This is a genomic window from Pseudomonas sp. LLC-1 (assembly GCF_002992185.1).
Lineage (GTDB): Bacteria > Pseudomonadota > Gammaproteobacteria > Pseudomonadales > Pseudomonadaceae > Aquipseudomonas > Aquipseudomonas monteilii.
On sequence record NZ_LUVY01000021.1, the window covers coordinates 98,373 to 115,850 of the forward strand.

Annotated in this window: 15 protein-coding genes; 2 read left to right on the plus strand and 13 right to left on the minus strand. The window is 62.1% G+C overall.

All coding sequences use genetic code 11. The features are described from left to right. Positions 1-50: 50 nt before the first annotated feature. Both A0O30_RS23815 and A0O30_RS23820 read right to left on the minus strand, forming a co-directional pair. The gene (locus tag A0O30_RS23815) at positions 51-1,397 is read right to left on the minus strand and encodes a sensor histidine kinase (protein WP_105948261.1); all 1,347 of its coding nucleotides are present in this window, start codon (positions 1,395-1,397) and stop codon (positions 51-53) included. Further along, on the minus strand, positions 1,397-2,089 hold the full coding sequence (locus tag A0O30_RS23820) for a response regulator transcription factor (RefSeq protein WP_105948262.1): 693 nt from the start codon (positions 2,087-2,089) through the stop codon (positions 1,397-1,399). Before A0O30_RS23820 ends, A0O30_RS23815 begins: the two co-directional genes overlap by 1 nt. Before the next feature lie 182 nt (positions 2,090-2,271). On the opposite strand from A0O30_RS23820, the gene A0O30_RS23825 reads away from it, so the two are divergent. After that, on the plus strand, positions 2,272-4,449 hold the full coding sequence (locus A0O30_RS23825) for a TonB-dependent siderophore receptor (protein WP_105948263.1): 2,178 nt from the start codon (positions 2,272-2,274) through the stop codon (positions 4,447-4,449). A gap of 498 nt (positions 4,450-4,947) precedes the next feature. After that, positions 4,948-5,211: a DUF3077 domain-containing protein gene (locus A0O30_RS23830; protein WP_105948264.1), complete on the plus strand. Its 264-nt coding sequence runs from the start codon at positions 4,948-4,950 to the stop codon at positions 5,209-5,211. Between the two features lie 89 nt (positions 5,212-5,300). Here the strand turns inward: A0O30_RS23830 and A0O30_RS23835 are convergent, their stop codons facing one another. The 11 genes from A0O30_RS23835 to A0O30_RS23885 form a co-directional block, all read right to left on the minus strand. Then, positions 5,301-6,176 (minus strand): copper resistance protein B, encoded by an 876-nt coding sequence (locus A0O30_RS23835; protein ID WP_105948265.1) that lies wholly within the window; start codon positions 6,174-6,176, stop codon positions 5,301-5,303. A 26-nt stretch (positions 6,177-6,202) separates the two neighbouring features. Continuing rightward, positions 6,203-7,924: a copper resistance system multicopper oxidase gene (locus A0O30_RS23840; RefSeq protein WP_105948266.1), complete on the minus strand. Its 1,722-nt coding sequence runs from the start codon at positions 7,922-7,924 to the stop codon at positions 6,203-6,205. A gap of 401 nt (positions 7,925-8,325) precedes the next feature. Continuing rightward, positions 8,326-9,027 (minus strand): XRE family transcriptional regulator, encoded by a 702-nt coding sequence (locus tag A0O30_RS23845; protein ID WP_060499530.1) that lies wholly within the window; start codon positions 9,025-9,027, stop codon positions 8,326-8,328. 187 nt (positions 9,028-9,214) lie between these two features. Further along, positions 9,215-9,742, minus strand: coding sequence for an inorganic diphosphatase (gene ppa / locus A0O30_RS23850; RefSeq protein ID WP_003255365.1), 528 nt, complete (start codon positions 9,740-9,742; stop codon positions 9,215-9,217). A 93-nt stretch (positions 9,743-9,835) separates the two neighbouring features. Continuing rightward, positions 9,836-10,651 (minus strand): zinc-dependent peptidase, encoded by an 816-nt coding sequence (locus A0O30_RS23855; protein ID WP_105948267.1) that lies wholly within the window; start codon positions 10,649-10,651, stop codon positions 9,836-9,838. 9 nt (positions 10,652-10,660) lie between these two features. After that, positions 10,661-11,308 carry a DedA family protein gene (locus tag A0O30_RS23860; RefSeq protein ID WP_016715375.1) on the minus strand — a complete coding sequence of 216 codons (648 nt, stop codon included), beginning with the start codon at positions 11,306-11,308 and terminating at the stop codon, positions 10,661-10,663. A gap of 189 nt (positions 11,309-11,497) precedes the next feature. Further along, a complete protein-coding gene (locus A0O30_RS23865) occupies positions 11,498-11,956 on the minus strand; it encodes a GNAT family N-acetyltransferase (protein ID WP_016715376.1) in 459 nt (152 codons plus the stop codon). A 108-nt stretch (positions 11,957-12,064) separates the two neighbouring features. Then, entirely contained in the window at positions 12,065-12,883 is an 819-nt protein-coding gene (gene eutC, locus A0O30_RS23870; RefSeq protein WP_060499527.1) for an ethanolamine ammonia-lyase subunit EutC, read from the minus strand. Positions 12,884-12,891: 8 nt separating this feature from the next. Then, entirely contained in the window at positions 12,892-14,286 is a 1,395-nt protein-coding gene (locus A0O30_RS23875) for an ethanolamine ammonia-lyase subunit EutB (protein WP_060499526.1), read from the minus strand. Positions 14,287-14,332: 46 nt separating this feature from the next. Beyond that, positions 14,333-15,781, minus strand: a complete 1,449-nt coding sequence (gene eat, locus A0O30_RS23880; protein WP_016715379.1) for an ethanolamine permease — start codon at positions 15,779-15,781, stop codon at positions 14,333-14,335. 114 nt (positions 15,782-15,895) lie between these two features. Beyond that, positions 15,896-17,416 carry an aldehyde dehydrogenase family protein gene (locus A0O30_RS23885; protein ID WP_016715380.1) on the minus strand — a complete coding sequence of 507 codons (1,521 nt, stop codon included), beginning with the start codon at positions 17,414-17,416 and terminating at the stop codon, positions 15,896-15,898. Between the last annotated feature and the right edge of the window lie 62 nt (positions 17,417-17,478).

A 17,478-nucleotide genomic window follows, 5' to 3' on the forward strand; every position in this document is an offset into this window, starting at 1 on the left:
GAGGCTGGAGCGCCCAGATGATAATCAGTCCTGATTGAGCGTAAAGCGCATTAACTTTCTAAACAGTCGCTGGCGGCCGGCAAGGTCAAATGCAGGCACAGGCCCGGGTGGCCATTGCTGGCCCACAACCGGCCGCCTTGCAGCTCAATCGCGCGTCGGGCAATGGCCAGGCCCAGGCCGAACCCAGCGCCGCTGTCGGCAAGGCGCTGGTAAGGTTTGAAGATGCGTTCGAGGTCCGCGTGCGGTACGCCGGGGCCCTGATCGCTCAGGCGCAGGTGCCACACGTCGCCTTCGCGCCAGCCATCCAGGCTGACCCGACCTTCGGGTGGCGAATGGCGAATGGCATTGCGCAGCAGGTTTTCCAAGGCTTGTGCAAGGCTGTCCAGGTGGGCTTGTACCTGGCAGTCGATACCAAGCGAGCATGGCAGGCGCGCAGGGGCCCAGCCGCTTTCGAAGCAGACGTCCTGGCACAAGGCTTCCCACACCGAAACCATCAATACCGGTTCGGTCGGCAAGCTGGGTTGCTCGGTGTCCATCCAGGCCAGGTCCAGGGTGTCTTCCAGCAGCTTCTGCATGTCGGCGACTTCGCGGTCCAGACGCTCGCGCAGCTGAGGTGGCGGCAAGTCGCTGTCATGGACGATGCGTAGCCGCGCCAGCGGCGTGCGCAGTTCGTGCGACAACGTGCGCAACAGCAGGCGCTGTTGCTCCAGGCTCTGGCGCAAGCGCCCGGCCATGTGCTCGAAGGCCTGTGCCAGTTCCCCCAGCTCATCGCGGCGCTCTTGCAGGGGCAGGGCGGGGCTGTCCAGGTCATCGGCACGCAGGGCGTCGGCGCGGTCGCGCAGGCGGTTCAGCGGCACTACCAAATGCCGGTACAGCGCCAGGCCCAGCAGCAGGGCGAGCAGTGCGGGGGCCACGCCGTGGGTGACCACGTGGGTCCACGGCGTAAGGCCAGTGGGTAGCAGTCGCTCAGGCAGTTGCAGCACCAAGCGGCCGTGCTCGGGGTGTCGCGGGAATTCGATGCTGACGTAGGGCAGTTCATCTTGCAGGCGACGGCTCATCGGCCAATCGAGTTTGCGCATGAAGGTCAGGTGGCTGGCCTGCTCGGCACTTAGCGGGGTGGTACCGAGGCTTTGCAGGTGCGGGCCGATCACCGCCACCCAGGTGTCCTCGGCGCGTTCCAGTTGCCTGCGCCAGGTCTCGACGCCCACCGCACCGCCTTGGTCCCAGGCGTCTTCGGCTTGTTGTGCATAGCGCGCCAGGTAGTTCTGGTCGGCCGGGGACAGGAAATAGGTGCTGCGCTCCACCGACAGGCCCCAGGTCCAGATCAGCCAGACCAGCAACAGGCAGAAGCTGACTTGCAGCACGGCCAGTTTCCACAGCAACGGGTGGCGGCGCATCAGGGCTGTTCCGTATCGACCAGGATGTAACCCTGGCCGCGCACGGCCTGGATCTGCAGGTGCTGGGCGTTGATGTCGGCCAGCTTGCGGCGCAGGTTACACACATGCACATCCAGGCCCCGGTCCAGGCGGGTATAGGCCCGGTGCAGCACGGTCTGGTACAGGAACGGCTTGCTCAGGGCTTCGCCGGGGTGGGCACGCAGCGTCACCAGCAAGCGGAATTCGGAAGCCGTGAGGCCTGCGGCGTTACCGTTGTGGATAACGTCCTGGCGGTCGTGGTCCAGCATCACCTCGCCCACGTCGGCACGCAGCGCCGTGCCGCGATCGAATGCCACGCGCCGCAGCAGGGCATCGACCCGTGCGTCCAGCTCCGCCAGGCTGAAGGGCTTGGGCAGGTAGTCGTCCGCACCTCGGGTGAAGCCACTGATGCGGTCCTGTTCCGCCCCCAGCGCCGACATCAGCATGACCGGCACCGCCTGCTGGCGGCGCAATGCGTCGAGCAGGCTGAGGCCGTCGATGCCCGGCAGCATGATGTCCAGCAACACCAGCTCGAATTGCGATTGCTGTATGGCATCCAGGGCCTGAGTGCCGCTGGCGCAGGCATGCACCTGGAAACCACGGTTGAGGAAATGGCGTTCCAGGTCCTGACGCAGGCGAGGATCGTCTTCGACGAGGAGAAGTGAGGTGGGCACGGTGAGCCTTGAATGAGAACTTCTATCAGTTACGAATCATCCCATTGCTGGCAGGGGGAGGGCAACGCCCGGTTGTGTTAAGAAGGTTAATCCTGCTGCACCCCTGTTTTCGCTCCGGTATCGTTCGCAAAAAGCAACTTGTTTCGTTTGCGAATTACTGTCATTTGTGCGAAGGGTGTGTCATGAACGGTTTCAAACGTGTGGGGAACTCGCGACAGGTGCGGGGCTTGTTGGTGCTGGGCTTGCTGGCACCATTTTCGTTGTCGGCACTGGCTGAGACGGTCGCGACCCAGGCGGCGGTAGAGGACAACGCGCTCGACCTGCCGGCACTGACCATCGAAGGCAACCGCCTGTACGACATGCTGCCCTCGGAAGCAACCGGCGGCTACAGCGTCGATGCCGCGACTGTGGGCACCAAGACCCCTGCGGCGCTCAAGGACATACCGCAATCGATCACCGTATACACCCAGGACTACGTCAAAGACCGCCAGTTCGTACACCTGGATGACCTGGCCAAGTACACCGCCGGCCTGCGCACCCTGACCAACGACAGCGGCCGCTCGTCGATTTACGCCCGTGGTTACGAATACAGCGAGTTCAACATCGACGGCCTGCCGGCCCCCATGGCCAGCATCTTCGGCACCGTGCCGTCGCTGGCGGCGTTCGACCGTGTCGAAATCATGCGTGGCCCGGCCGGGCTGTTCAGCAGCACCAGCGAGCTGGGCGGCATCGTCAACATGGTGCGCAAGCGCCCGACCGCAGAATTCCAGGGCCACATCGAAGGCAGTTACGGCACCTGGGACACCAACCACGAAGAAATCGACCTGAGCGGGCCGCTGGATGACGCCGGCCGCGTGCGTGGGCGTTTCATCGCATCCCGTGACGACACCAATGGCGAAGTCGATTACAACGCCAACACCAGCAACAGCTACTACGGCGCGCTGGATGTCGACCTGGACGACGCCACCACGCTGTCGTTCGGCCTGATGCATGAAGTGAAGAACATCACCCCGCACAACGGCTACCCGGCAACCTTGTCTGGCGACGTGCCGGACTTCAGCCACTCCCGTTTCCTGGGTGCCGACTGGAACTACTTCGACGGCAAGACCACCGACCTGGTCGCCGAGCTGACCCACCGCTTCGACAACGGCGGCTATGGCCGTGTCGCCGCCCGTGGCTCGCACCGCGACACCAACTACCTGTACGCCTTCACGGCGACCAACGCCACCACCGGTGCCAACTCCGAGCGCGCCAGCGCCCGTGACTTCACCCAGGACACCTACTCGCTGGACGCCAGCTACAGCCAGCCGTTCGAAACCCTCGGCCAGGTCAGCGAATTCGTGGTCGGTACCGACTACAAGAACTACGACACCGAGTACCTCAACGGCACCACCAACCTGGGCGCCATCAACGTCAACACCTACTCGCCAAAGCAGTTCGCCAAGCCGTCGCCCAACTACAGCACCGAGACCGGCATGCAGGAAGAGGAATACGGCCTGTACTCCAAGGTCACCTTCCGCCCGATCGAGCGCCTGGCACTGATCGCCGGTGGCCGCTTCAGCTGGTATCGCGGTGATTTCTACACCACCACCCTGAGCAGCGGTGCCACCACCAACGACAGCAAGCGCGTGGATGGCCACTTCACCCCGTATGGCGGGCTGGTCTACGACCTGACCGAAAACCACGCGCTGTACGCCAGCTACTCGCAGGTGTTCAAGCCGCAGTCCGACACCGACAGCAATGGCCGGGTGTTGAAGCCGCGTGAAGGCGAGCAGTACGAATTCGGCCTGAAGAGCAGCTACTTCGGCGGCGACCTGAACACCCGCTTCTCGGTGTTCCGCCTGACCGACAAGAACCGCGCCACCACCGAATACGACGAGGACGGCGTAGACACCAACTTCTCGGTCGCCTCCGGCAAAACCCGTGTCAAAGGTGCCGAAGTGGAAGTAAGCGGCAAGCTGACGCCAAACTGGGAGCTGCTGGCCGGCTACACCTGGATGGAAACCGAAACCCTCAAGGGCGATGCCGAAACCACCTTCTTCATCATGCCGCGCAACCAGGCTTCGCTGTGGAGCAAGTACACCATCAGCCAAGGCCCGCTGAACGGCCTGGCCATTGGTGGCGGCATTTCGGCGATGAGCAACTTCTATTCCGAGAATGGCGGTGTGCGCATCGATGCACCGGGCTATGCCACGGTGGATGCGATGCTGTCGTACCCGGTGACCTCGAAGCTGACCGCCACCTTCAACGTCAACAACCTGTTCGACCGGGATTACCTGTCGCGGGTGGGGTCGACTTCGACGTTCAACTTCTATGGGCCGTCGCGCAGCATGATGGTTGGGGCGCGGTATGACTTCTAAAAATCAGTCTTTTCCCGTTGCGTGTAGACTGTTTCTGAAATAGCTTCCTACCGCCTTTGCGCCATTGCGGTGGTGTTCTCGGCGGCCTAGTCTGGCCCAGTCGTTGCCAAATCAGCGACCGGGCCTGCAAGCCCGCCAGACGATCAGCACTGCTATCCGAGATGCTTCATACCGGCAACTTGGAACAATGGTGGCTGCGTGCGGGAGATCTTCGGATCTGCCGGTTCTCGTCTGTCCGGTCTTGCAGACCTGTACGCAGCCGCCACCCATCAAATGCAAGTGATGTCGTGGTGGTTTCTTCGGAATCAGACGAGATTACACCATGCTCAAGACCGTCCCCGATCCACCCCGCGCCGTTCATTCCCTCGAATACAGCCACATCCAGACCTCGGACTTTGCGACAAGGCTTTGCTGATGAGTTGGCTGTACCGGCCCTTTCGCGGTCGAGCCCGCGAAGAGGCCCGCCCAGGCACTAGATAACTTTCAGGGGAATGAACAATGACAACAGAAGACACCCAATTCACCGTCGGCAAAACCACCTTCTACCAAGGTGAAAACGGCACCCACCCACTGTTCCGCATCGAGCCCGGCATCCCGTGCCGAGACGCCCGCGAGCAGTCCTCAGAGCTGATGGGCTATGTACGCGAACTGACCATCACCGGCCTGATGGATGAAAAACCGATGATGATCTGGGCCTCTCACTACCTGAGCGCGATGGCAAAGGCGTTGATGGATGATGCTGAATTGGGGATGAGGCAGTAAGGAGCGGGCCGCTTTGCGGCCCATCGCCGGCAAGCCAGCTCCCACCAGTACTGCGCAGGTCTTCAGCATTGTGCGGTCCCTGTGGGCTCTCAAAACCACATGCGGATGCCGGCAACGAAGCGCGCTTCATCCACATCACCACCCTCGTCGCGGACGAAATCAGCCGTTTTGCCGTAGGAGCGGCTCCAGGTGATGCCTATGTAAGGTGCAAATTGACGAACGATTTCATACCGTAGCCGCAGCCCGACCTCGGTATTCGCCAGGCCAGAACCCACGCCTCGCTCAGGGTCGTTCTTGCCATAGAAATTGGCTTCGGCGGTGGGCTGAAGGATCAGGCGATTGGTCAGCAGAATGTCGTAGTCGCCTTCCAGGCGGGCGGCGGTTTGACCGTTCTCACCCATGAGCGCGGTGGCTTCGGCCTCGAAGCCGTACAGCGCCATGCCCTGGATACCGAACGCCGCCCAGGTCTGCGGGGATTGCGGTTTGAAATCCTGGCGCACCCCGGCAACCACATCCCACCAGGGGCTGATAGCGCGGCCATACAGCAACTGCAACTCGGCATCTTCGGTGACGCCGTTGGTGCGTTCGCCTTCGGAGCGAATCCACAACCGGTTGATATCGCCGCCGACCCACCCGGTAGCATCCCAGGCCAGGGTGCTGCCTTCGTCTGCATCCTGATACTCAAGCTGGTCCAGCAAGAAGAAGCTATTGAGTGCGCTGTCGTGCACCTGATGCCCACCCAGCGGGGGGAATGCCGCCTGCCGGTCTGCATCCGTCAATTCGGGAATCGGCGTTCGGCTGGTCGTCGCAGGGCTGGCAGCACCATGGTTCATCTTCGAGTGATCCATTTCCCCATGATCCATGCCCTTCATCGCGCCATGGTTGTCGCTGGACCACGACGACGGGGCGTAGACAGCAAGCAGGCCTGCGGTGGCAGCAGAGAGGAAAATTGCGCTTTGCTTCATAGGTTTTTTCATCTCGGACTTCCCGCTCATTCGTCCACGCGGACTTCTCGGAACATGCCCATTTCCATGTGGAACAGCAGGTGGCAGTGATAGGCCCAGCGCCCCAAAGCATCCGCAGTCACGCGGTAACTTCGCTTCGAGCCAGGCGGCATGTCGATGGTGTGCTTGCGCACCATGAAGTTGCCGTTCTCATCCTCCAGGTCGCTCCACATGCCGTGCAGGTGGATGGGGTGAGTCATCATGGTGTCGTTGACCAAGGTGATACGAAGGCGCTCCCCGTATTTGAGGCGCAGCGGCTCGGCATCGGAAAACTTGACCCCGTCGAACGACCAGGCGAACTTTTCCATGTGGCCTGTGAGGTGCAACTCGATGGTGCGGCCAGGTTCTCGGCCGTCGGGATCAATGAAGGTGCTGCGCAGGTCCGCATAGGTCAGCACACGGCGGGCGTTGTTACGCAGCCCGATGCCCGGGTCGCTCAGCTTTGGCGTCGGGCTCATCGTCTGCATGTCGACCAACGGGTTGTTGGTCTCCGAGTCTGGATGGCGCTGCATGGCCCCACTCATGCCGGCCATGCTGCCGTGATCCATGCCGGCCATGCTGCCATGGTCCATCCCCGCCATGCCGCTGTGATCCATACCCATGTCACTCATGGAAATCAGCGGGCGTGGATCAACAGCTGGAACAGCCGCCTGCAAGCCTTCGCGGATAGCCAAGGTGCCCCTGGCATAGCCGGTGCGGTCCATGGATTGAGCAAAGAGGGTGTATGCCTGCTCATCTTCGGGCTCGACAATCACATCGTAGGTTTCAGCAACCGCGATACGGAACTCGTCGACCGATACCGGCTTCACATGCTGCCCATCCGCCGCAACCACGGTCATCTTCAGGCCGGGAATACGCACGTCGAAATACGTCATGGCGGAGCCGTTGATGAAGCGCAGGCGGATTTTTTCGCCAGGCTTGAAAACCCCCGTCCAGTTGCCGTCCGGCGTCTGGCCGTTCATGAGGTAGGTGTAGGTGTATCCGCTCACGTCCGCGAGATCGGTGGGGCTCATGTTCATCTCGGCCCACATCGTGCGATCAGTCACCGCAGCGGACCAGCCCATTTCGCCCACGTCGTTGACGAAATCACCCACCGTCCGTTTGTGGAAGTTGTAGTAGTCAGACTGTTTCTTGAGCTTGGACAGCACCCGGGCAGGGTCTTCATCCGTCCAGTCGCTGAGCATCACCACGTAATCCCGGTCATAGGTGAACGGCTCGGGTTCTTTCGCATCGATGACCAGCGCGCCGTACACCCCAACCTGTTCCTGGAAGCCTGAGTGGCTGTGGTACCAGTAGGTGCCGTTCTGATGGACTTTGAACCTGTATTCATACAGGCCATCCGGGGCGATGCCATGGAAGCTCAGGCCAGGCACACCATCCATGTTGGCCGGCAGGATGATGCCGTGCCAGTGGATGGAGGTGTCCTGCTTCAAGCGGTTGCGCACGCGAAGCGTAACGGTATCGCCTTCGCGCCAGCGAAGCGTTGGGCCAGGTATAGAGCCGTTGATTGCCATCGCTGTGCGCGCTGTGCCGGTGATATTGACCGGCAGTTCACCGATGTAGAGGTCGAAGTCGCTGCCCGTCAGGACGTTTGGCTGGCCAGGGCTGGTCAAGGCCCACACCGGCGTGCGCCACATGCCCAACCCGCCGAGCAGTCCGGTAGCGGCCAGGCCTTTGACGAAGGTGCGTCTTGTGGTTTTGCTTTGCATGCCGTTGCGTCCAGTCGTGTGGAGTGCGGATATCCCGGCTGCTGGATGTCGCAGCCCACGACCAAACTAGCGAGTTGCCGCTGTCAGAAAACTGAGTACGACATTACTTTTCCGTCAGCTTCTCGAAGGGGGGGCAGGCTGCAGAGGGCTTGGGAGGCTTTCCGCGAGGCATTAAAAAGCCGGCTTGTGGCCGGCTTCTCGGGGACGCTTCCGACTAATTTATGGTAAGCCGCAATCGCCTTAACTGAGTGGCCATCAAGGGCCTGAAAGAAATGGCAGATGCCCGTGTGGGATATCGCCAGAGCCCTCTGGACCGCGGCTTGCGCCGGTCGGGGCTGAATGTGCCGCGTAGCATACAAGGGCACGCGCAGGATGCCCAGCAAAAAATGGCACAGGGTGTTTCAGCCAGGCCGCTGTTGGCGGAAATGCGACCAGTGAAACACCCAGCCAAGAATTTCCAGGCCCTGGGCCTGGCACTGTGCGGGGGTGTAGCGTTCGACTGCGTAGTTGCGCCGGTCATGGCTGTGCAGGTACAGCGTACCGTGCTGGCCAAGGCTGAGGTTGTTCACCCTGAGCATGCCGTTGTGCAGCAGGGCATAGGTTTCGCCCTCGACCACTCGGGTCATGCCCAGGTCGATGGCCAGGCTGGCATTCAGCGGAATCAGCGGCAGCATGTTGCTGGCCGGCATCGCCAGGCAGATCGCATTGGCGGCATGCACACCCAGCCCCCTCAAGGCTTTTGCCGGCAAGCGCAGGTGTTTGCTGGCCACCGGCGACAGCAGGCCTTGTTGCAACTGGTAGTAAGGCACCTTCACTGCCCGGCCATGTTCCACCGACAGCGGAGAGGGCGGGTTGACGGGCGTCGGCCGGGGCGCGCCGCTGCGCAGGATCGGGTTGGGATGTTTGGGCCCTTCTCCGGTGCGTAGCCAACGGCGGTGCACACAGAACAAGTCGGCCAGTTCGTCCAGCCGGGCCAAAGGCACACCCCGTTTGAACCAGTTGTTGACGTGCTGCGGTGTGACGCTGCGTTGAGCGGCAAAATCGGAAGGGGTCAGGCCACATTCGTGGAGCAGGGCTTTGAGGCGGTCGCCGGAAGTGTTCATGCTGGCGAGTGTAGCGGCGGGGGTGTCAGCAAGGATATGAACCGGGTGTTGACAAGGGTTGTACGAAAAGAGGTGGTTTGTAGGGAGTTGATGTAGGACTGCGTAGGATTTATTACCAGCAACCTGAGCATCGCCCATTTAGGCATAAAAAAACCCCGCCATGGCGGGGTTCTTCCTGCAACCGGTATCAGCCCTTGTAGGCAGCAACCGATTTGGTGATCGCGGCACGGGCGGCGTCGGCGCCTTCCCAACCTTCGATCTTGACCCACTTGCCCTTCTCGAGATCTTTGTAGTTGGCAAAGAAGTGCTCGATCTGCTGGATCAGCAGGGCTGGCAGGTCGGTGTATTCCTTCACGTCAACGTACAGCTGCGACAGCTTGTCGTGAGGAACAGCGATGACCTTGGCGTCGCCGCCGCCGTCGTCGGTCATGTTCAGCACGCCAACCGGACGGGCGCGGATAACCGAGCCTGGCGCTACCGGGTAAGGGGTAACAACCAGCACGTCCAGCGGGTCACCGTCGTCAGCCAGGGTGTTCGGGATGAAGCCGTAGTTGGCTGGGTAGAACATTGGGGTAGCCATGAAACGGTCGACGAACAGGGTGTCGCTGTCCTTGTCGATCTCGTATTTGATCGGCGCGTGGTTGGCCGGGATCTCGATGGCGACGTAGATGTCGTTCGGCAGGTCTTTGCCCGCCGGAATCTTGCTGTAGCTCATTGGGCAGTGCCCCCGTGTTTGACCAAAAAAGTGGCGGCGATTATAGGCACATTCTGCCGGGGCATGCCACGCCTGGCCTGATGTGCGGCCCCGTCAGGCGTGGCTTTCGCGGTATTCGGGGTGTTCGGCCTGTAGCCGGCGCAGGCGCGCCAGCGGGTCTTGCCGGTAGAACAGTGACAACTGGTGGTAGACCAATGGATAAGCCTGCTGCAGCAGGTCGGGGGCACTAAAGAAGTATTCGCTGGTGACAGCAAAGAATTCCGCCGGGTTTTCCGCGGCATAAGGGTCGATGGCGGTTTCGGCGTCGGGGTTGGCGTCCAGCTGGCGGTTGAGGTCGTCGTAGGCCTGTTGCATGGCCGTTGCCCACTCATCCACCGGCATGCCACTGTGCAGCGGGGGCAGGCCGTTGGCATCGCCATTGAGCATGTCGAGCTTGTGCGCCAGCTCATGGATGACGAGGTTGTAGGCCTCCCAGCCGCCACTGGCCAGCACGCCGTTCCAGGCCAGGATGATCGGCCCCTGCTGCCAGGCTTCGCCGCTGTGCTCGCCGTCCCAGACGTGCTCCACGCCACTGGCATCGCGGTGGCGCTGGGGGCTTTTGAAGTCGTCGGGGTACAGGATGATTTCGTGGAAGCCCTGGTACCAGTTCAGCTCGCCCAGGTGCAGTAGTGGCAGTTGCGCCTGGGCGGCCAGCAGCAGGCGCTGCTCGTCGTCCAGTTCGACGCCGGGCAGGCAGGTGAGGTGCTTGTCGAGCAGGAACAGGATGCAGGCTTCGCGCAGCCAGTGGTCTTCGGCGTCACTGATGCCGTCCAGCATCGGCAGGCGCTCGCGTACGGCCTGCCATTGCTGGGCTGAGATGGGGTAGCGCGCCAGGGTGCGCTTGCGCCGCCAGGCGCTGAACGACCACATGAGTGGCGGTCAGTGAGCCTTGGCGGCCCGGCCCAGGCGGCCGCGCAGCAGGCCGAGGATCATCGGCACCAGCGACAGGATGATGATGCCCACCACCATCAGCGACAGGTGTTGCTTGATGAACGGCACGTTACCGAAGAAGTAACCCAGGGTAACCAGGCCTCCCACCCACAGCAGCGAACCGGCGATGCTGAAACCGAGAAAGCGTGGGTAATGCATGTGCGCGATGCCGGCGACGAACGGTGCAAAGGTACGCAGGATGGGCAGGAAGCGCGCCATGGTCACGGTCTTGCCACCGTGGCGTTCGTAGAAGTCGTGGGTGCGCTGCAGGTAATCGCGGCGGAAGATTTTCGAGTTGGGGTTGTTGAACAACCGCTCGCCGGCCGTTCGCCCTATCACGTAGTTGGTACTGTCCCCCAGGATGGCGGCAGCCATCAGCAGGCCGGCCAGCAGCACCGGGTCCATGCCACCACCAGCGGCCACGGCGCCAGCGATGAACAGTAGCGAATCGCCTGGCAGGAAAGGCATTACCACCAGCCCTGTTTCACAGAAAATGACGGTGAACAGGATGGCGTAGATCCAGGGACCGTAATTGGTGACCAGCAGATCGAGGTAGGCATCGAGATGCAGGATAAGGTCCAGCGGGTTGAAATCCATGTACAGCACCTGTGTTCTGGGGCGTAGGCTCGGTTACCTGGGGATGGGTAAATTTTCACACATGACAGGTGGGGCATTATACGGCTAAGTCGCGAACATGCCCGGGGAGTTTGTAGCGGGGGGTTACGGCGGGGGAGTATTCCGGTACCGGCCTCTTCGCGGACTTGCCCGCGAAGAGGCCGGTACCGGTCAATCCTGGCTGATCGGCAGGATGTAGCTCTTGAACTCGGTATCTTCACGAAACCCGATGGATTCGTAAGTCTTGTGCGCTACCTCATTGTCCGCGCTGGTCGAAACCCGCATGCGCACGGCGTTGGTCTCTTTCGCCATTTTCTTCGCCTCACGCATCAGGTGGTCAGCCACCAGCATGCGCCGCGAGTCTTCGGCCACGTAGATGTCGTTGAGTATCCATACCCGCTTCAGCGATAGCGACGAGTAGCTGGGGTACAACTGGCAGAAGCCCATCAGCTTGCTGTCGTCATCATCCGGTAGCGCCAGGTAGATCACCGATTCATCCCGTTTCAGGCGCTTTTCCAGAAAGCTGCGCGAGCTGTCGGGGTAGGGCAGCTGCCCATAGAACTCACGGTATCTGACGAACAGTGGCGTGAGCAGGTCGAGGTGTTCCAGGGTTGCCTTGATGATGCGCATGTGCGGCCCTCAGAGTCCATTTAGGGAAACAGCGGAATGCCTGCAGCGTTCAAGGGCATGCTGCCCAATGCGCGTCACAAGTGCAATCCGCCTTCCGTGACATGTTTTTTACCCTTTGCCGAGCAGGAAGTTGCCTTTCTGGTTGGCGCTGTCTTCACTCTCCAGGCTATGGACCTCGGCTTCGTCCTTCAGATTCACCCCGGAAAGCTGGCGTTTGCAGGCTTCGCGCATCAAGTACAGCAAGCGGTGCGCCGCCATGCCATAGCTCAGGCCCTCCAGGCGGATGTTGGAAATGCAGTTACGGTAGGCATCGGTCAGGCCGACCTTCGGCGCGTAGGTGAAATACAGGCCCAGGCTGTCTGGTGAGCTGAGCCCTGGGCGTTCGCCGATCAGCATCACGGTCATCCGTGCACCCAGCAGTTCGCCGACCTCGTCTGCCACTGCCACGCGGCCCTGCTGCACCAGCACCACAGGGGCGCTGGTCCAGCCATCAGCGGCCGCTTGCTCCTCGAAACGGCTCAGGAACGGCAGGGTGTGGCGATGAACAGCCAGCGCCGACAGGCCATCGGCAACCACGATGGCCAGGTCGACGCCGCCGGGGTTGGCCTGTGCGTGCTGGCGCAGGGTGGCAATCGAGTCTTCGTTGAGCCGCCGGCCCAGGTCCGGGCGCTGCAGGTACTGGTGGCGGTCGCTGGCGGCACTGTGCAGTACCAGGCTGTCACGGCCACGGTCACTCAGTTGGGTCGCCAGGCCGGCGTGGTCGAAGGCCAGGTGCACGGCATCGCGGGCCTGGGCATGGGCGAACTGGAAGTCCAGCTGCGCCCCGGTCGGCAGGCTGGTGCCGGTGCGGCCCAGGGCGATGCGTGCCGGGGTCAGGGTGCGCAGGGCCAGCCAAGGGTTGTCGGGGGTAGGTGTGCGAGGGTCCATGGTCATCCCTATGCAAGCTGTGCCAAGGCCTGGCGGAAGGCCGGCGGCAGGTTGTCACCAAAGCGCACCCGGCCATCGGCCTGGGTGAATATGCCGGTGCGGGCCAGCCACGCTTCGAATTCCGGCCCGGGCTTCAGGCCCAGGGTCTGGCGTGCATACAGCGCGTCGTGGAACGAGGTGGTCTGGTAGTTGAGCATGATGTCGTCGGAACCGGGGATGCCCATGATGAAGTTGATCCCGGCCACCCCCAGCAGGGTCAGCAGGGTGTCCATGTCGTCCTGGTCGGCTTCGGCGTGGTTGGTGTAGCAGATATCGCAGCCCATCGGCACGCCCAGCAGCTTGCCGCAGAAGTGGTCTTCCAGGCCGGCGCGGATGATCTGCTTCCCGTTGTACAGGTACTCCGGGCCGATGAAGCCGACCACAGTGTTGACCAGGAACGGCTTGAAGTGGCGGGCCACGGCATAGGCGCGGGTTTCGCAGGTTTGCTGGTCGACACCATGGTGGGCGTTGGCCGACAGCGCGCTGCCCTGGCCGGTTTCGAAGTACATCAGGTTTTGCCCGAGGGTGCCGCGCTTCAGCGAAAGGCCCGCTTCGTAGCCTTCCTGCAGCACGTTCAGGTTGATACCAAACCCGGCGTTGGCCGCCTCGGTACCGGCGATGGACTGGAACACCAGGTCCAGCGGCACGCCACGGTTGATCGCCTCGATCGAGGTGGTGACGTGGGTCAGCACGCAGGCCTGGGTAGGGATGTCGTAACGCTGGATGATGGCGTCGAGCATTTCCAGCAGGGCGCAGATCGAGGCGATGCTGTCGGTGGCCGGGTTGATGCCGATCATGGCATCGCCGTTGCCGTACAGCAGGCCGTCGAGAATGCTGGCGGCGATACCGGCCGGCTCGTCGGTCGGGTGGTTGGGCTGCAGCCGGGTCGACAGGCGCCCGCGCAGGCCCATGGTGCCGCGAAAACGGGTAACCACGCGGATCTTCTGCGCCACCAGCACCAGGTCCTGCACACGCATGATCTTCGAGACCGCTGCTGCCATTTCCGGTGTCAGCCCGGGCGCCAGGGCGCGCAGGCTGTGTTCATCGGCCTCTTCGCTCAGCAGCCAGTCACGCAGGCCGCCCACGGTCAGGTGGCTGACCGGTGCGAACGCCTGGGCATCGTGGGTATCGACGATAAGGCGGGTAACCTCGTCATCTTCGTAAGGGATCAGCGCTTCATTGAGAAAGTGCGTCAGCGGGATATTGGCCAGCGCCATCTGCGCGGCGACGCGTTCGCCGTCGTTGCTGGCCGCAACGCCTGCCAGGTAGTCCCCGGAGCGCGCCGGGCTGGCCTTGGCCATCACTTCCTTGAGGCTGTCGAAGCGGTAGACCAGGTGGCCGACCGTGTGTACGAAACTTGCCATACAGAATCTCCAGAGCCGCAGGTTGCCCTGCGGCGGGTGGCGGCAATCAGTGCAGGGCCTCTTCGGCCTTCTGGATCGCGGCGAATTCCTCTTCCGGTGTGCCCGCAACCAGGTGGTGGCGGCTGTAGAAAGCAAAGTAGGCAATTAATACCGCATAGATCACTGCGGCGCCAATCACCACCCGTGGGTCGACCAGGAAGCCGGCAACCACAGCGATGCAGGCCAGCACCAGCGCCACGCCCGAGGTAAAGATGCCACCGGGGGTGCGGTATGGGCGCTCCATCTTCGGCCGGCGGATGCGCAGGGTGATGTGCGCGGCCATCATCAGCACATAAGACAGGGTAGCGCCGAATACGGCTACCAGGATCAGCAGGTCACCCTGGCCGGTCAGCGACAGGGCAAAGCCGATGATGCCGGGGATGATCAAGGCCAGTACCGGCGCCTTGCTTTTGTTGGTTTCCGACAGTTTGCGTGGCAGGTAGCCGGCGCGGGACAGCGCGAAGATCTGCCGGGAATAGGCGTAGATGATCGAGAAGAAGCTGGCGATCAGCCCGGCCAGACCGACCAGGTTGACGAAGCCGCCCATCCAGGTGCTGCCGCCATAGGCTTTGGACAGTGCCTCGACCAGCGGGTTGCCGGATGCTTTCAGCGCTTCGGAGCCTGCACCGCCGGGGCCGACGACCAGAATCAGCAGGGCGAAGGCCAACAGTACCAGCATGGCACCGATCAGGCCGCGTGGCAGGTCACGCTTGGGGTTCTTGGTTTCTTCGGCGGCCAGTGGCACACCTTCGACAGCCAGGAAGAACCAGATGGCATATGGAATGGCCGCCCACACGCCCACATAACCGAACGGCAGGAAGCTGCTGGCGCCCACCGCGTCCGTTTTGGCGATGTCGAACAGGTTGGCTGCATCAAAATGGGGCACCATGCTCACCAGGAACACCGCCAGGGCGATGGCGGCGATGGCGGTGATGATGAACATCAGCTTCAACGCTTCCCCCACACCGAAGATGTGGATGCCGATGAACACGATGTAGAACGCCAGGTAGATCATCCAGCCGCCGATGCCGAACAGTGACTGGCAGTAGGCGCCAATGAACACGGCAATGGCGGCAGGGGCGATGGCGTATTCGATGAGGATCGCCGTACCGGTCAGAAAACCGCCCCACGGGCCGAAGGCGCTGCGGGCAAAGCCGTAGCCGCCGCCTGCGGTGGGGATCATCGACGACAGTTCGGCCAGCGAGAAGCACATGCACAGGTACATGGTGGCCATCAGCAAGGTGGCGAGGAACATGCCGCCCCAGCCGCCCTGGGCCAGGCCGAAGTTCCAGCCGGCATAGTCGCCGGAAATGACGTAGGCCACGCCCAGGCCGACCAGCAGTACCCAGCCGGCGGCGCCTTTTTTCAGTTCACGTTGCTGGAAATAGTCCGAGCCGACTTTTTCGAAGTCGACAGAAGAGCCTGCCGGCGAGCCGGCGGAATGATCGCTTGGCATAGTTTCACCTGTTCTTTTTCTTGGTGGCCGGAAGGGTTCCGGGCCGATGGTGATGGGTACTGCAGGAAGCGAGCCAGAACGGTTCGTGCACGCGAACCGCTCTGGCTGACGGGCTTAGAAGAAGCCCAGCGGGTTAATGTCGTAGCTCACCAGCAGGTTCTTGGTCTGCTGATAGTGGTCCAGCATCATCTTGTGCGTCTCACGGCCAACCCCGGACTTCTTGTAGCCGCCGAACGCCGCATGCGCCGGGTACAGGTGGTAGCAGTTGGTCCACACACGGCCAGCCTTGATCCCACGGCCCATGCGGTAGGCACGGTTGATATCGCGGGTCCACACGCCGGCACCCAGGCCGAACTCGGTGTCGTTGGCAATCGCCAGGGCTTCGGCTTCGTCCTTGAAGGTGGTGACGCTGACCACCGGGCCGAAGATTTCTTCCTGGAACACGCGCATCTTGTTGTTGCCCTTGAGCAGGGTCGGCTGGATGTAGTAACCGGTGGCCAGCGAGCCTTCCAGTTTTTCCACCTTGCCGCCGGTCAGCAGCTCGGCGCCTTCGTCCTGGGCGATCTGCAGGTACGAGAGGATCTTCTCGAACTGCTGTTGCGAAGCCTGGGCGCCGACCATGGTGTCGGTGTCCAGCGGGTCGCCGCGTTTGATCTGCAGCACCTTCTTCATCACCACTTCCATGAACTGCGGGTAGATCGACTCCTGTACCAGTGCCCGGGATGGGCAGGTGCACACTTCGCCCTGGTTGAAGAACGCCAGCACCATGCCTTCGGCCGCCTTCTCGATGAAGCTCGGTTCGGCTTGCATGATGTCTTCGAAGTACACGTTCGGCGACTTGCCGCCCAGTTCCACGGTGGATGGAATGATGTTTTCGGCTGCGCATTTCATGATGTGCGAGCCCACCGGGGTGGAGCCGGTGAAAGCGATCTTGGCGATGCGCTTGCTGGTGGCCAGGGCTTCACCGGCTTCGCGGCCAAAGCCTTGCACCACGTTGAGCACACCTTTTGGCAGCAGGTCGCCAATCAGTTCGACCAGCACGGTGATGCCCAGCGGGGTCTGTTCGGCAGGCTTGAGCACCACGCAGTTGCCAGCGGCCAGTGCCGGGGCAAGTTTCCAGGCGGCCATCAGGATCGGGAAGTTCCACGGGATGATCTGCCCGACCACGCCCAGCGGTTCGTGAATGTGGTAAGCCACGGTGCCTTCGTTGATTTCGGCAGCACCGCCTTCCTGGGCGCGGATGCAGCCGGCGAAGTAGCGGAAGTGGTCGACCGCCAGCGGAATGTCGGCGTTGAGGGTTTCGCGGACCGGCTTGCCGTTGTCCCAGGTTTCGGTAATCGCCAGCAGTTCGAGGTTTTGCTCGATGCGGTCGGCGATCTTCAACAGCACGTTGGAGCGGTCCTGCACTGAAGTGCGGCCCCAGGCGTCGGCAGCGGCGTGGGCGGCGTCGAGCGCCTTATCGATGTCTTCGGCAGTGGAACGGGGGAATTCGGCGATCAGCTTGCCATTCACCGGGGACGTGTTTTCAAAGTACTGCCCCTTGACCGGAGCTACGAACTCGCCACCGATGTAGTTGCCGTAGCGGCTCTTGAAGGAAACCTTCGCGCCCTCGGTACCGGGATGTGCGTAACGCATGGTGTGTCTCCTGGCTGTTATGTTTGTTGAGGAGTTGGAAAGCGTAGAGCAAAGGTTGGGCC

Excerpts from the sequence above, each read along its gene's own strand:
- A0O30_RS23860 (WP_016715375.1), bottom strand. The coding sequence starts at position 11,308 with ATGGATTTCAACCCGCTGGACCTTATCCTGCATCTCGATGCCTACCTC.
- A0O30_RS23875 (WP_060499526.1), bottom strand. The coding sequence starts at position 14,286 with ATGGCAAGTTTCGTACACACGGTCGGCCACCTGGTCTACCGCTTCGAC.
- A0O30_RS23835 (WP_105948265.1), bottom strand. The coding sequence starts at position 6,176 with ATGAAGCAAAGCGCAATTTTCCTCTCTGCTGCCACCGCAGGCCTGCTT.
- eat (WP_016715379.1), bottom strand. The coding sequence starts at position 15,781 with ATGCCAAGCGATCATTCCGCCGGCTCGCCGGCAGGCTCTTCTGTCGAC.
- eutC (WP_060499527.1), bottom strand. The coding sequence starts at position 12,883 with ATGGACCCTCGCACACCTACCCCCGACAACCCTTGGCTGGCCCTGCGC.
- A0O30_RS23840 (WP_105948266.1), bottom strand. The coding sequence starts at position 7,924 with ATGCAAAGCAAAACCACAAGACGCACCTTCGTCAAAGGCCTGGCCGCT.
- A0O30_RS23885 (WP_016715380.1), bottom strand. The coding sequence starts at position 17,416 with ATGCGTTACGCACATCCCGGTACCGAGGGCGCGAAGGTTTCCTTCAAG.
- A0O30_RS23855 (WP_105948267.1), bottom strand. The coding sequence starts at position 10,651 with ATGTGGTCGTTCAGCGCCTGGCGGCGCAAGCGCACCCTGGCGCGCTAC.
- A0O30_RS23830 (WP_105948264.1), top strand. The coding sequence starts at position 4,948 with ATGACAACAGAAGACACCCAATTCACCGTCGGCAAAACCACCTTCTAC.
- A0O30_RS23845 (WP_060499530.1), bottom strand. The coding sequence starts at position 9,027 with ATGAACACTTCCGGCGACCGCCTCAAAGCCCTGCTCCACGAATGTGGC.
- ppa (WP_003255365.1), bottom strand. The coding sequence starts at position 9,742 with ATGAGCTACAGCAAGATTCCGGCGGGCAAAGACCTGCCGAACGACATC.
- A0O30_RS23825 (WP_105948263.1), top strand. The coding sequence starts at position 2,272 with ATGAACGGTTTCAAACGTGTGGGGAACTCGCGACAGGTGCGGGGCTTG.
- A0O30_RS23865 (WP_016715376.1), bottom strand. The coding sequence starts at position 11,956 with ATGCGCATCATCAAGGCAACCCTGGAACACCTCGACCTGCTCACGCCA.
- A0O30_RS23815 (WP_105948261.1), bottom strand. The coding sequence starts at position 1,397 with ATGCGCCGCCACCCGTTGCTGTGGAAACTGGCCGTGCTGCAAGTCAGC.